General features: G+C 67.4%; 12 protein-coding genes. 5 read left to right on the top strand and 7 right to left on the bottom strand.

Annotated features, from left to right (window positions below; genetic code table 11):
- Positions 1–3: 3 nt before the first annotated feature.
- From fdhF to AUL33_RS19455, 5 genes are all read right to left on the bottom strand, one after another.
- Entirely contained in the window at positions 4–2853 is a 2850-nt protein-coding gene (gene fdhF, locus AUL33_RS19475; RefSeq protein WP_062212319.1) for a formate dehydrogenase subunit alpha, read from the bottom strand.
- A gap of 10 nt (positions 2854–2863) precedes the next feature.
- Positions 2864–3082 carry a DUF4287 domain-containing protein gene (locus AUL33_RS19470; RefSeq protein ID WP_062212317.1) on the bottom strand — a complete coding sequence of 73 codons (219 nt, stop codon included), beginning with the start codon at positions 3080–3082 and terminating at the stop codon, positions 2864–2866.
- The gene (locus AUL33_RS19465) at positions 3079–4632 is read right to left on the bottom strand and encodes an NADH-quinone oxidoreductase subunit NuoF (protein WP_062212314.1); all 1554 of its coding nucleotides are present in this window, start codon (positions 4630–4632) and stop codon (positions 3079–3081) included. Before AUL33_RS19465 ends, AUL33_RS19470 begins: the two co-directional genes overlap by 4 nt.
- Positions 4629–5102 carry a formate dehydrogenase subunit gamma gene (locus AUL33_RS19460; protein ID WP_062212312.1) on the bottom strand — a complete coding sequence of 158 codons (474 nt, stop codon included), beginning with the start codon at positions 5100–5102 and terminating at the stop codon, positions 4629–4631. Before AUL33_RS19460 ends, AUL33_RS19465 begins: the two co-directional genes overlap by 4 nt.
- A 97-nt stretch (positions 5103–5199) precedes the next feature.
- A complete protein-coding gene (locus AUL33_RS19455; protein ID WP_062212307.1) occupies positions 5200–6087 on the bottom strand; it encodes a LysR family transcriptional regulator in 888 nt (295 codons plus the stop codon).
- Positions 6088–6244: 157 nt separating this feature from the next.
- Between AUL33_RS19455 and AUL33_RS19450 the strand changes: the two genes are divergently transcribed.
- The 5 genes from AUL33_RS19450 to AUL33_RS19430 all read left to right on the top strand — a co-directional run bounded on the left by AUL33_RS19450 (position 6245) and on the right by AUL33_RS19430 (position 10553).
- Positions 6245–6979, top strand: coding sequence for a TerC family protein (locus tag AUL33_RS19450; RefSeq protein ID WP_374754451.1), 735 nt, complete (start codon positions 6245–6247; stop codon positions 6977–6979).
- A complete protein-coding gene (gene queF, locus AUL33_RS19445; RefSeq protein WP_062212305.1) occupies positions 6976–7431 on the top strand; it encodes a preQ(1) synthase in 456 nt (151 codons plus the stop codon). The genes AUL33_RS19450 and queF overlap by 4 nt, the downstream gene beginning before the upstream one ends.
- A gap of 73 nt (positions 7432–7504) precedes the next feature.
- The gene (gene ribB, locus AUL33_RS19440; RefSeq protein ID WP_062212303.1) at positions 7505–8635 is read left to right on the top strand and encodes a 3,4-dihydroxy-2-butanone-4-phosphate synthase; all 1131 of its coding nucleotides are present in this window, start codon (positions 7505–7507) and stop codon (positions 8633–8635) included.
- Positions 8636–8729: 94 nt separating this feature from the next.
- A complete protein-coding gene (locus tag AUL33_RS19435) occupies positions 8730–9590 on the top strand; it encodes a VOC family protein (RefSeq protein WP_062212301.1) in 861 nt (286 codons plus the stop codon).
- Positions 9591–9593: 3 nt separating this feature from the next.
- The gene (locus AUL33_RS19430; RefSeq protein WP_062212299.1) at positions 9594–10553 is read left to right on the top strand and encodes a glutathione S-transferase family protein; all 960 of its coding nucleotides are present in this window, start codon (positions 9594–9596) and stop codon (positions 10551–10553) included.
- Between the two features lie 10 nt (positions 10554–10563).
- Here the strand turns inward: AUL33_RS19430 and AUL33_RS19425 are convergent, their stop codons facing one another.
- On the bottom strand, positions 10564–11565 hold the full coding sequence (locus AUL33_RS19425) for a GntR family transcriptional regulator (RefSeq protein WP_062212297.1): 1002 nt from the start codon (positions 11563–11565) through the stop codon (positions 10564–10566).
- Between the two features lie 22 nt (positions 11566–11587).
- Positions 11588–13123, bottom strand: coding sequence for a UxaA family hydrolase (locus tag AUL33_RS19420; RefSeq protein ID WP_062212295.1), 1536 nt, complete (start codon positions 13121–13123; stop codon positions 11588–11590).
- Positions 13124–13173 lie beyond the last annotated feature (50 nt).

The raw sequence follows: 13173 nt of genomic DNA, 5'->3' as shown, positions 1-13173 counted from the left end.
CCCCTACTCCGCCGCGTCGAGCGCCGGGGCGATATGCCGGCTGTCCTCGCTGAGTTCCCGATAGTCCTCCTGCCATTCGGTCGGGCCGTTGGAGGGCGAGATCTGAACCGCCGTCACCTTGTATTCCGGGCAGTTGGTCGCCCAGTCCGAGAAGTCGGTGGTGATGACGTTGGCCTGCGTCATCGGGTGGTGGAAGGTCGTGTAGACGACCCCCGGGGACACGCGGTCCGTGATCTTCGCGCGCAGCGAGGTCGAACCGGCGCGGCTGTCGAGCTTCACCCAGTCGCGCTCGCGAATACCCCGCATCTCCGCGTCATGCGGGTGGATCTCCAGCAGATCCTCCTCGTGCCAGAGAATGTTGGCCGTTCGCCGGGTCTGCGCGCCGACATTGTACTGCGAGAGGATGCGACCGGTGGTGAGGAGCAGCGGGAAGCGCGGCCCGGTGCGCTCGTCGGTCGCGACATATTCGGTGATGACGAACTTGCCCTTGCCGCGCATGAACTCGCCGATATGCATGATCGGCGTGCCCTCCGGATGCTGCTCGTTGCAGGGCCACTGCACCGAGCCCTTCTCCTCCAGAAGCTGGTAGCTCACACCCGCGAAAGACGGCGTCGTCGCCGCGACTTCCGCCATGATCTCTGAAGGGTGGCCGTAGTTCATGTCCATGCCCAGCGCCCGGGCCAGAAGCTGCGTCACCTCCCAGTCGGCATAACCGTTCTTGGGGCTCATGACCCGGCGCACCCGGTTGATGCGCCGCTCGGCATTGGTGAAGGTGCCGTCCTTCTCGAGGAAGGTCGAGCCGGGCAGGAAGACGGTGGCGTAGTTCGCGGTCTCGTTGAGGAAGAGATCCTGCACGATGAGGCATTCGAGCGCGGCGAGGCCGGCCGAGACGTGCTTGGTGTCGGGATCGGACTGGAGAATGTCCTCGCCCTGCACGTAGAGCCCCTTGAACGTGCCCTCCACCGCGGCGTCGAACATGTTGGGAATGCGCAGACCCGGCTCGTTGTCGAGCTTGACGCCCCACAGGCTCTCGAAGGTCTCGCGCACCTCGTCGCGCGAGATGTGCCGGTAGCCCGGCAGTTCGTGCGGGAAGGAGCCCATGTCGCAGGAGCCCTGCACGTTGTTCTGGCCGCGCAGCGGGTTCACGCCGACGCCGCGCCGACCGACATTGCCGGTCGCCATGGCGAGATTAGCGATCGCCATCACGCTGGTCGAACCCTGGCTGTGTTCGGTGACGCCGAGACCGTAGTAGATCGCGCCATTGCCGCCGGTGGCGTAGAGCCGCGCCGCGGCGCGCACGTCGGCTGTGGGAACGCCGGTGACGCTCTCCACCGCTTCGGGCGAGCGGCTCTCGTCGGAAACGAAGGTCGCCCAATCCTGGAACTCGGCCCAGTCGCAGCGTTCGCGCACGAAGGCCTCGTCCATGAGGCCTTCGGTGACGACGACATGCGCGATGGCGGTGAGCATCGCGACATTGGTGCCGGGGCGAAGCGGCAGATGGTAGTCGGCCTCGACATGGGGCGTTCGCACGAGATCGATGCGGCGCGGGTCGATGACGATGAGGCGCGCGCCCTCGCGCAGCCGCTTCTTCATGCGCGAGGCGAAGACGGGATGCCCGTCCGTCGGGTTGGCGCCGATCACGAGAATGACGTCGGCCTCCTCGACACTGTCGAAATCCTGCGTCCCGGCCGAGGTGCCGTAGGTGGTCGAAAGGCCGTAGCCGGTGGGCGAATGGCAGACGCGGGCGCAGGTGTCGATGTTGTTGTTGCCGAAGCCCGCGCGCACCATTTTCTGGACGAGGTAGACCTCCTCGTTGGTGCAGCGCGACGAGGAGATGCCGCCGATCGAGCCGCGGCCGTACTTCGCCTGGATCTCGCGCAACTTCCTGGCGGCAAAGCCGATCGCCTCGTCCCACGACACTTCCTGCCAGGGCTGGAGGTAGTGGTCGCGGATCATCGGCTTGAGGATGCGCTCCTTGTGCGTGGCATAGCCGAGCGCGAAGCGACCCTTGACGCAGGAATGGCCGCGATTGGCCTTCCCGTCCTTGTAGGGCACCATGCGGATCAGCTCCTCACCCCGCATCTCCGCCTTGAACGAGCAGCCGACGCCGCAATAGGCGCAGGTCGTCACCACCGAATGCTCGGGCAGGCCGATCTCGACCACGGACTTTTCCTCCAGCGTCGCGGTCGGGCAGGCCTGCACGCAGGCGCCGCAGGAGACGCATTCGGAAGAGAAGAAGTCGTCGGAGCCGAGACCCGCCGAGACCTTCGAATCGAAGCCGCGGCCGGAGATCGTGAGGGCAAAGGTGCCCTGAACCTCTTCGCAGGCCCGCACGCAGCGCGAGCAGACGATGCATTTCGAGGCGTCGAACTGGAAGTAGGGGTTGGAGACGTCCTTGGCTTGGCCGAGATGGTTCTCGCCTTCATATCCGTAGCGCACGTCGCGAAGGCCCACCGCGCCGGCCTGGGTCTGCAACTCGCAGTCGCCGTTGGCCGCGCAGGTCAGGCAGTCCAGCGGGTGATCGGAGATATAGAGCTCCATCACGCCCTTGCGGATGCGCTTCAGCCGGTCGGTCTGCGTCGAGACCTTCATGCCTTCGGCCGCGAGCGTCGTGCAGGAGGCAGGCGTGCCGCGCATGCCCTCGACTTCGACGACGCAGAGACGGCAGGAACCGAAGGCTTCGAGCGAGTCGGTGGCGCAGAGCTTGGGCACGCCGATGCCCGCGTCCATCGCGGCCCGCATCAGCGAGGTGCCCTCCGGCACGGTGACGGCGCGCCCGTCGACGGTGATCGTGACCAGCTTCTCGGCCTTCGATCGCGGCGTGCCGTAGTCGGTTTCGTGGATCAGCGACATGATGCGGTCCTTACTCGGCCGGCTTTTCGGACAGGGTATGCGCCACCAGCGCATTGGCGTGACCATGGCCGAGGCCGTGCTCGGTCTTCAGCCACTGGACGATCTCCATGTGCCTGGAGCCGGCGCGCTCGCGGATCAGGCGCTTCCAATGCTCGATCGGCTGGCCATAGGTCTTCTCGATCGATGGGAAATACGAGGCGGGTCCCCGGACCTTCGGATCGTCGGTCATTCCGCCGCCTCCCGCATGGGTGCCGCCCGGAAATCCTCGGGGAAGTGCGTCAGCGCCGACATCACGGGATAGGGCGTGAAGCCACCGAGGGCGCAGAGCGAACCGAACTTCATCGTGTTGCACAGGTCCTCGACGAGTTCGAGGTTCTCGCCAACGCGCTCGCCCGCGATCACCTTGTCCATCGTCTCCAGCCCGCGAACCGCCCCGATACGGCAAGGCGTACACTTGCCGCAGCTCTCGACGGCGCAGAATTCGAAGGCGAAGCGGGCCTGCGCCGCCATGTCGACGCTGTCGTCGAAGACGACGATGCCGGCATGGCCGATCAGCCCGTCGCGCGCCGCGAAGGCTTCGTAGTCGAAGACGGTGTCGAAGAGATCGCGCGGGAAGTAGGCGCCGAGCGGTCCGCCGACCTGCACCGCCCTCACCGGCCGCCCGGTGCGAGTGCCGCCGCCGATCCGCTCGACGATCTCGCCGAGCGTCAGGCCGAAAGGCGTCTCGAACAGACCGCCATGCTTCACGTTGCCGGCGATCTGGATCGGGATCGTGCCGCGCGAGCGGCCGGTGCCGAGCGCCTGATAGGCCGGCGCCCCGGCGCGCAGGATTTCCGGCACGCTCGCCAGCGTCACGACGTTGTTGATGACGGTCGGCCGTCCGAACAGACCCTTGTGCGCTGGCAGCGGCGGCTTGGCGCGCACCTGACCCCGCCGACCTTCGAGGCTTTCGAGCAGCGAGGTCTCCTCGCCGCAGACATAGGCGCCGGCACCGACGCGCAACTCGATGTCGAAGGCGCGCTCCGAGCCCAGCACCGAGGCGCCGAGCACCCCGCCCGCTTGCGCGACCCGGATCGCCTCGCCCATCACCCGGATCGCCACCGGATATTCCGAGCGCAAGTAGATGAAGCCCTTCGCGGCGCCCGTGGCGAGGCCCGCGATCGTCATGCCTTCGATCAGGCAGAACGGATCACCCTCCATGATCATCCGGTCGGCGAAGGTGCCGCTGTCGCCCTCGTCGGCATTGGCGACGATGTACTTCCGGTCGGCCGTCGCTTCGGCCACGGTCTTCCATTTGATGCCGGTCGGGAAGCCGGCGCCGCCGCGCCCGCGAAGGCCCGACGCCGAGACCTCGGCAACGATCCCGCCGGGCTCCATCGCCAACGCCTTCTGCAGCCCCTCGAGGCCGCCGTGCCGACGATAGTCGTCCAGCGACAGCGGGTCGGTCAGCCCGCAGCGGCGGAAGGTGACGCGGGTCTGGCCGGCGAGGAACGGATGATCCTCGGGATCACCGATGCGGCTCGGATGATTTTCGCCGTGCAAGAAGCCTGCATCGAGCAGCGCGGCGACCTCTCCCGGCGCGATCGGCCCGTAGGCGATGCGCTGGCCGAGAACCTCGACCTCCAGCATCGGCTCCAGCCACGCCATGCCGCGCGAGCCGTTGCGGACGATCTCGATATCGTGACCGCGATGGGCCGCCAGCAAGGCGAGTTCCTTGGCGATTTCGTCGGCGCCGCACGCAACTGCGAAGGAATCGAGAGGGATGAAGACGCGGATCACAGGCGAGCCTCCGCTACGAGCGCCTGTGCACGGCCTTCGTCGAGCCGCGCCACGATGCGTCCGTCCAGCATCGCGGCGGGCCCGATGGCGCAGAGGCCGAGGCAGTAGCAGGCTTCCAGCGTCACCTGCCCGTCATCGGTGGTCTCACCGAAGGACACGCCGAGCGCCTTCTCGAAACTGGCGGCCACTCCATCGCTGCCATTGGCTTGGCAGGCCTCGGCGCGGCAGACCTTGAGGTGGCGGCGCCCGTCCGGCTCGGCGCGGAAGTCGTGGTAGAAGGAGACGACGCCATGAACCTCGGCGCGAGAGAGGTTCAGCGCCGCCGATACGAGGCGCACCGCATCCTCGCCCACGGCGCCGAACCGCGCCTGCAGCGCATGGAGAATCGGCAGCAGCGGCCCTTCCAGATGCCGGTGCTCCTCGATGAGAGCACGCGCATCGTCGGGATCGAACCTCACAGCGGTCGCCATTCGCGTCTCCCCCACTCTCGAACCATTCCAAGGAGAGTAGGCCGCAAGGTCGCAAGCGATCAATCGCGGTTTCGGGTGTTGCGATAGAGATCTTCTATCAGCGCACGGCCTGCGCTATCGCGAAGTCGAAGAAGGCGGCTGCCAGAAGCGGTCGCGGCTCGCGCGGCCCGGCGACGAGCCCCACCGTCCGCTCAGAAGTCTGGCCTGCGATCTCGATGGTGCGGAAGACCTCGCCGAGCCCTAGCGCCTCCAGCATGCCCGCCGGCAGCACGGTGGCCATGGCGCCGCTGCGCACATGGGTCAGCAATGCGATCATCGAATTTGATTCGAGCACCGGACGGATCGTCGTGCCGGCCGCCGCGAAGGTTTCGTCGAGGATCTGCCGGTTCTGCATGGACGGGTCGAGAAGGCAGAGCGGCACCGCCGCGATCTCCTCCCAAGTCACGCTGCGGTGTTGGCACAGCGGGCCGCTGACGGCGCCCGTCAGCAGGCAGTAGCGCTCGTCGAAAAGCCTGCGATGGGCGAAGCCGACCACCGCCTCGTTCGTCAGGTAGGTGACGCCGATATCGGCATCGAAGTTGCGGACGGCCTCCAGGACCTCGCCTGCCGTATGACTGACGATCTCGAAGCTGACGCCCTCGTGCGCGGCGAGGAAGGGAACCGTCAGAGTCGGCAGCCAAGCGAGAACGGTCGGGATCGCCGCGATCCGAAGCCGGCCGCCGGTTCGTGACCGCGCGCGTTCGAGGTCGCTTTCGAGGTTGCGCACGTCGTCGAGAATGCGCCGCGCCCATCCCAGGACCTGCTCGCCCTCCGGCGTCAGGCTCTTGAAGCGCGCGCCGCGGTGGACGAGCGTCACCCCGAGGCGCTCCTCGAGTTGGCGGATACCCGCCGAGAGCGTCGGCTGGGTCACGCCGATCCGCTGGGCGGCGCGGCCAAAGTGGCGTTCGGTGGCGAGGGCGAGGAGGTATTCGAGCTTGTCGAGCATGATCGCGGAGCTTCCGGCTGCGAATCCGCCGACTTTGCGGCGGGAGCGACGAGCACGCGCATAAAGTGCATGGTCATAACCCGATCGCGATCACGCGGAACTCGCAAGATCGTGTCGATCACCATGTTTGTGGTCGACAATTTCGTGAAAAGCGGGAATGAGACCGGTCACGCTCTTCACCGTCTCCGTCATGGGAACCCTTGCCTTGTCCGAATTCTTCTCGGCGGAGTTTTCCGCCCTCCTGCAAGTCCTCTTCATCGATGTCGTGCTGGCTGGCGACAATGCCGTGGTCGTCGGCATGGCGGCGGCGGGCGTCGATCCCGCCATTCGCAAGAAGGTCATCTTCTGGGGCATCGGCGGCGCCGTCGTGCTGCGCATTCTCTTCGCGCTCGTCGCGGTGCAGCTCCTCGCGATCGTCGGCCTGACGCTCGCCGGCGGCATCCTGCTCCTTTGGGTCTGCTGGAAGATGTTCCGCGAGATCCGCGAAAGCGGCGGCGAGCAGACCGAAGCCCAGAAGCTTGCGGCGGCCGGCGCCCAGAAGAAGACCTTCTGGCAGGCGATGATCCAGATCATCATCGCCGATGTCTCGATGTCGCTGGACAACGTTCTCGCGGTGGCCGGCGCGGCGGGCGAGCACACGGTGGTGCTCGTTCTCGGCCTGCTGATCTCGGTGGTGCTGATGGGCGCGGCCGCGACGCTGATTGCCAACGTCCTCCACAAGTTCCCGTTCATCGCCTGGATCGGCCTGCTCGTCATCCTCTTCGTCGCGGTGCGCATGATCTGGCACGGCTTCGACGACGTCGCCTGCCATGTCGGCATCCTCGCCGACTATTGCTCGCAGCCGCTCGCGACGATCGATCCCGCCGCCGCCGTGGCCGTTCCCGCGCAATGACGACATCGCTGAGCCAGCTCGGCCAGGACGCCCGTCCCGCCGCCTCGCCGGACGAGGCGGTGCTAGAGACTGTGCCCTACACGCGGCGCGAGGGGCCCCCGGCCATCGTTCGCTTCACGGCGCCCGAGTTCACCTCGCTCTGCCCGGTCACCGGCCAGCCCGACTTTGCGCATATCGTCATCGACTATGCACCGGACGAGCGGCTGGTGGAGTCCAAGTCGCTGAAGCTCTTCCTCACGAGCTTTCGCAATCACGGCGCCTTCCACGAGGATTGCACGGTAGAGATCGCGCGCCGCGTGGTGGAGGCGACGCGGCCGCTCTGGCTACGTATCGGCGGCTACTGGTACCCGCGTGGCGGTATTCCGATCGACGTGTTCTGGCAGACAGGCGCCCCGCCCGAGGGCGTGTTCCTGCCCGAACAGGGGGTGCCGACCTATCGCGGGCGCGGCTGACGAAACGGTGCGTCGCCGTTGAACGGCGGCGCATCCCGATCTAAACCCCGAAGTCTGGGTCAAGGGGACGGACATGCAGCTCGACAGGATCGAAGACGCCATCAAGGCCATCGCGGCCGGCGAGCTCGTGGTGGTGGTGGACGACACCGACCGCGAGAACGAGGGCGACCTCATCATGGCGGCGTCGAAGGCGACGCCAGAGACCATGGCCTTCATGATCCGCCATACGAGCGGCATCCTCTGCGTTCCCATGACCGCCGAGCGCGCCGACCAGCTGAACCTGCCGCCGATGGTCGCCAACAATCTCGACCCGATGCGCACCGCCTTCACCGTCTCGGTGGACTACCGCGTCGGGATGACCACGGGCATCGCGTCGGACGAGCGCGCCAACACGGCGCGCGCGCTCGCCAACGGCAACGCCGTGGGGCGCGACTTCATCCGCCCCGGCCACATGTTTCCGCTGATCGCGCGCGAGGGCGGCGTCCTCACCCGCTCGGGCCACACGGAAGCCGGCGTCGATCTGGCGCGGCTCGCCGGGCTGGAACCCGCCGGCGTGCTGGCCGAAGTCGTCAACGACGACGGCACGGTGAAGCGCCTGCCCGAGCTCGTCGCGTTCGCAGGGGAGCACAAGCTCAAGATCATCTCGATCGAAGACCTGATCTCCTACCGCATCGGCCGCGAGAGCTTCGTGCGCTGCGTGCGCGAAGAGGAAATGGCGATCGGCGGCATGAACGGGCGCGTGCGCATCTATCAGACGCCGTTCGACGCCATCCAGCACGTTGTCGCGGTGTTCGGGGACGTGCGCGCCGCAGAGAATGTTCCGACCCGCATTCACCGCGAGCAGCCCGTGACCGATCTCTTCGGCCGCACGCGCGACGCCAAGACCTGGATCGAGATCGCGGTCGACCGCATCAAGCAGAATGGGCACGGCATCCTCATGCTGCTGCGCACCGCCGAGGTCGACGACTTCGAGACCGACAGCCACGGCGCGATCGAGCCGAACGCGGCCGGCGTCGCCGACGGCGAGCGCCATGGGAGCGCCAAGCTGCGCACGCAACGCTGGCGCGAGGTCGGCATCGGCGCGCAGATCCTTCGCGATCTCGACGTCCGCTCGATCGCGGTGATGGCGACGCACGAGCGCGACTATGTCGGCCTCACCGGCTTCGGCATCACCGTGTCCGGTACCATTCTCGTCGACGACTGAAGCCGTCGGCCATCGTGAAACGGCCGGCCGACCGGCCGCCTCCACCGGACCCGCCGGTGTTCTGTGCCTTCACCATTCGGGAAAGGACTTCGCGATGAGCCTCGACAACCCCGTCAGTTCCGATGCGCCCCTGCATATCGGCGCGGTCTCGCTCGCCGTCCGCGATCTCGACAAGGTGGCGGACTTCTACCGCGATGTGATCGGGCTCGAGGAGATCGGGCGCGACGGCGCGACCCTGCATCTGGGCGCGGGCGGTCGCGCCTTCCTCGAGCTCCACCACCAGCCCGGCGCGACGCAGGCGTCCGCGCGCGGCGCCGGCCTGTTTCACACCGCGTTCCTGCTGCCGACGCGCGCCGATCTCGGACGCTGGGTCGGCCATGTCGCGCGCAACCGCATCGCTGTGCAGGGCGCCTCCGACCACCTCGTCAGCGAGGCGATCTATCTTGCCGACCCCGAGGGCAACGGCGTCGAGATCTATGCCGATCGCCCGGCGACCGGCTGGCCCCGTATCGGCGACCAGTTGCAGATGGCCAGCGATCCGCTCGACGTCGAGGACCTGATGCAGGCCGGCGGCGGCGGGTCCTTCGAGCGGGCACCCGCCGGAACAGGAGTCGGCCATATCCACCTGCAGGTCGGCTCCGTCGAGGCGGCCGACGCCTTCTATCAAGGCGTCCTCGGCCTCGATCCGATCGTGCGCATGCCGAGCGCGACGTTCCTGTCGACCGGCGGATACCATCATCACGTCGCGGCCAACATCTGGAACAGCCGAGGCGCCGCGCCCCGCGCGCCCGGCCTGACCGGCCTCCTCTCCTACGAATTGCTGGCGCGCGACGACACAGCCTTCGAGGCTGCGGAGGCCCGTATCCTCCGCTCAGGCGCAACCGCAGCGCGGCACGGCGATGCGCTGCGCCTGACGGACCCTGCCGGCGTCGGCATTCTTCTGAAGCGAGGTTGAGCCATGCTCGTCGACGGACGGTGGACCGAGAACTGGCAGCCCGTGCAGGCGACCGACGCCGAGGGCGGCTTCGTGCGCCAGAGGTCGAGCTTCCGGCACTTCGTCACCCCGGACGGCGCCCCCGGCCCGACCGGCGACGGCGGCTTTCCAGCCGAAGCAGGACGCTACCATCTCTATGTCGCGCTCATCTGCCCCTGGGCCTCACGCACGCTCGCCGCGCGCAAGCTGAAGGGGCTGGAGGACGTCGTCGGCGTCTCGGTGGTGCAGCCGGAACTGACCGCTGAAGGCTGGCGCTTCGGCGAAGGCGGCGGCTCGACTGCCGACGCAATCAACGGCGCCACTTTCGTTCACGAACTCTACACGCGGGCCGATCCGCATGTCTGCGGCCGCGCCACGGTGCCGGTCCTGTGGGATCGCAAGACCGGATCGATCGTCAACAACGAGTCCGCCGACATCCTGCGCATCTTCGACCATGGCTTCGGCGCCCTGGCGTCCGACGCGTTCGACCTCTACCCGCAGGCGCTTCGCACTGAGATCGACGCGCTGAACAACTGGATGTATCCGCGGCTGAACAACGGCGTCTACCGAGCGGGCTTCGCGACGACGCAGGTCGCCTATGACGGGGCCTTCGCCGACGTGTTCGAGGCGCTGGAGTTGCTGGAAGAGCGCCTTGCCGACGGCAGGCGCTTCCTCTTCGGCGACCGGCCGACCGAGACCGACATCCGGCTCTTCGTCACGCTTATCCGGTTCGATGCCGCCTATTACGGCCTGTTCAAATGCAACCGGCGGCGCATCGCCGACTATCGGCGGCTGACCGGCCATCTTCACGCGATGCTGGCCCTGCCCGGTATCCGCGAGACCGTCTCCATCGACCACATCAAGCGCGGCTACTATTCGATCCGCGCCCTGAACCCGAACGGCATCGTGCCGCTCGGGCCGGACCTGTCCGCGTTCGGCCTCTGAGCGCGGACGATCAGTCCATGATGTAGGCGATGGCCGGCGCGCTGAACCGACGGTGATAGGCGGCCAGTCGCTCGACGCCTTTCTCGCGCGACGCCGAGAGATGGGCGAGCAGCGCCGCCGCCGCCGCTTCCACCCGGCCCGCCTGCAGGGCCGAGACGATGGACGCATGCTCTTCGAGGAACGGATCGGTGCCCTCCGGCCCCATCAGGATGCTCTGCATGTGCTTGCCGGAGATCAGCGAGGCTCGTGAGCGGTAGAGGGCTTCGAGGATGGCGCGATTGGGGCAGAAGCCGAGGCAGGTGGCGTGGATGTCCTGTTCGAGTTCGTTCAGTTCACCGATCGACAGACGCGGAAAACGTCCGATCGCCGCCGTCAGACGCGCGGCCACCGTGCCGAGAACATCGTTTGGCAAGTGGCCCGCTGCCTCGACGAGCGCTGCAGGTTCCAGGAGTTCGCGCAGCCGGTAGAGATCGCGCAGGCGTCCTTCGTCGAGCGGCACGGTCCACCAGTGCGCGTCCTCCTTCACGACGATGCCGGCCTGCTGGGCTTTCTGCAGGAGATCGCGCGCCACCGTTCGCCCGACGCCGTGATGACGCGCCAGCGCCAGTTCGTTGATCCGGAACCGCCCGAACAGCGAGCGCAGGAGGATCTCCTGCTCGATCACGTAGTAGAGCGCCGTCGCGGCGTCCGGTTCGCGGCCCTCGTCCGCACCGTCCGGCGTCAGATGTTGGCGGCCGAGATCGAGACGCAAGGGCGCTCCCACCGCCCCCGCCAGCAGTCCACGCCCCTCGAAGCGCCGCGCCAACCCTTCGCTCTCCAGCTGCGCCAGAGCCTGCTTCACCGGCGAGCGGCTGGAGCCGAAGAGGTGGGCCAGCGGCCCTTCGAGAAGCACGGCACCCGGCGGCAGCGTTCCCGCTTCGATGCTGGCGCGCAGCGTGTCGCAGATCCGCGCGTAGGCGGGTCGCTTCTCGCCCGGTCGATGCGGCCTCCTGTCGATCGCAAGAGTATCCATCTGCGGCACTCGGTGCCGGGGCTCAGGTCACCGCGCCGAGCTGCCAGGGCACGAACTCGTTGTCGCCGTAGTCGTAGATCTCGCTGAGAGTGCGCTCGCCGGAAGCCACCGCAAGCAGCTTCTCGAACATGCGCCGGCCCGCCGCCTCGATCGTGTCGTCGCCGGTGACGATGCCCCCGCAGTTGAGGTCCATGTCCTCGTCCATGTGCTCGTACATCTCGGTGTTCGTCGCCACCTTGATCGTCGGCACCGGCTTCCAGCCGGACACGGAGCCGCGCCCGGTGGTGAAGATCAGCATGTTGCAGCCACCGGCGATCTGGCCGGTCACCGCCACCGGATCGTAGCCCGGCGTGTCCATGAAGACGAAGCCGGTCTTGTCGATGATCTCCGCATATTCGTAGACCGCCTCGAGCGGCATCGAGCCGCCCTTCGCCACCGCGCCGAGCGACTTTTCCAGAATCGTGGTCAGCCCGCCCGCCTTGTTGCCGTGCGAGGGATTGTTGTTCAGTTCCATGCCGTGGCGCTCGGTGTAGTCGCGCCACCAGACGATACGGTCCATCAGCTTCTGCGCCACCGCCGGGCTCACCGCGCGGCGCGTCAGCAGATGCTCGGCACCATAGATCTCGGGCGTCTCGGCCAGCACCGCGGTGCCGCCGTTCTGGACGAGGAGATCGGAGGCGAAGCCCAGCGCGGGATTGGCGGAAATGCCGGAATACCCGTCGGACCCGCCACATTCCAGAGCGAGCTTGAGGCCGGACAGCGGCTGCGTCGTGCGCTCGGCGGCGTTCACCGCCGGCAGCATCTCGCGGATGATCGCCGAGGCCTGCTCCACGGTCTTGCGGGTGCCCCCGAGCTGCTGGATCGTCATCGTGCGCAGCATCGGGCCTTCCTCCAGCCCGTATTTCTCGGTGATGAAGGAGATCTGGTTGCTCTCGCAGCCGAGCCCGATCATCAGGATCGCCGCGAAGTTCGGATTGCGCGCGTAGCCGCTCAGCGTGCGCGCCAGATAGGTGTAGCCTTCGGTCTTGAGCGACAGGGCGCAGCCCATGCCATGCGTCAACGCCACGACGCCATCGACATTCGGGAAGCCTTCGAGGCCCCCCTTGTTGTTGAACGCGTCGGCGATGGCGCGCGACACCGTGGCCGAGCAGTTCACCGACGAGACGATGCCGATATAGTTGCGCGTGCCCACCTGCCCGTCGGGCCGCAGGTAGCCCTGGAAGGTCCGGCGCTCGGCCTCCGGCAGCAGCGGTGTGGCCCGCGCGTCGGCCGCGAACTCGTGCTGCACCTCGCTCTCGTGCATCGCCATGTTGTGGAGATGCACCTGGTCGCCCGGCGCGATCGGAACGGTGGCGAAGCCGATCACCTGCCCGTATTTGACGACGCTGTCGCCGAGCGGCACGGCCCGCAGCGCGATCTTGTGACCGCTCGGCACCTCGGTTGCGGCGACGACGCCGCCTTCCAGCCGCTCCCCAGCCCGCACCGTCCGCCGCGCCACGGCCACGTTGTCCTTCGCGTTCAAAAGGATGATCGGCGAGACTTCGTCGAGGACGGACATGAGCGGGAACCTGCCAAAATGATCATTGCTGGCAAAAACCATTCCATGTG

Source organism: Aureimonas sp. AU12 (assembly GCF_001463705.1).
GTDB lineage: Bacteria > Pseudomonadota > Alphaproteobacteria > Rhizobiales > Rhizobiaceae > Aureimonas.
The sequence above is the reverse complement of the archived record's forward strand: the minus strand, read 5'-3'. Positions and strand labels throughout refer to the sequence as shown.

Excerpts from the sequence above, each read along its gene's own strand:
- fdhF (WP_062212319.1), bottom strand. The coding sequence starts at position 2,853 with ATGTCGCTGATCCACGAAACCGACTACGGCACGCCGCGATCGAAGGCC.
- AUL33_RS19470 (WP_062212317.1), bottom strand. The coding sequence starts at position 3,082 with ATGACCGACGATCCGAAGGTCCGGGGACCCGCCTCGTATTTCCCATCG.
- AUL33_RS19460 (WP_062212312.1), bottom strand. The coding sequence starts at position 5,102 with ATGGCGACCGCTGTGAGGTTCGATCCCGACGATGCGCGTGCTCTCATC.
- AUL33_RS19455 (WP_062212307.1), bottom strand. The coding sequence starts at position 6,087 with ATGCTCGACAAGCTCGAATACCTCCTCGCCCTCGCCACCGAACGCCAC.
- AUL33_RS19450 (WP_374754451.1), top strand. The coding sequence starts at position 6,245 with ATGAGACCGGTCACGCTCTTCACCGTCTCCGTCATGGGAACCCTTGCC.
- queF (WP_062212305.1), top strand. The coding sequence starts at position 6,976 with ATGACGACATCGCTGAGCCAGCTCGGCCAGGACGCCCGTCCCGCCGCC.
- ribB (WP_062212303.1), top strand. The coding sequence starts at position 7,505 with ATGCAGCTCGACAGGATCGAAGACGCCATCAAGGCCATCGCGGCCGGC.
- AUL33_RS19435 (WP_062212301.1), top strand. The coding sequence starts at position 8,730 with ATGAGCCTCGACAACCCCGTCAGTTCCGATGCGCCCCTGCATATCGGC.
- AUL33_RS19430 (WP_062212299.1), top strand. The coding sequence starts at position 9,594 with ATGCTCGTCGACGGACGGTGGACCGAGAACTGGCAGCCCGTGCAGGCG.
- AUL33_RS19425 (WP_062212297.1), bottom strand. The coding sequence starts at position 11,565 with ATGGATACTCTTGCGATCGACAGGAGGCCGCATCGACCGGGCGAGAAG.
- AUL33_RS19420 (WP_062212295.1), bottom strand. The coding sequence starts at position 13,123 with ATGTCCGTCCTCGACGAAGTCTCGCCGATCATCCTTTTGAACGCGAAG.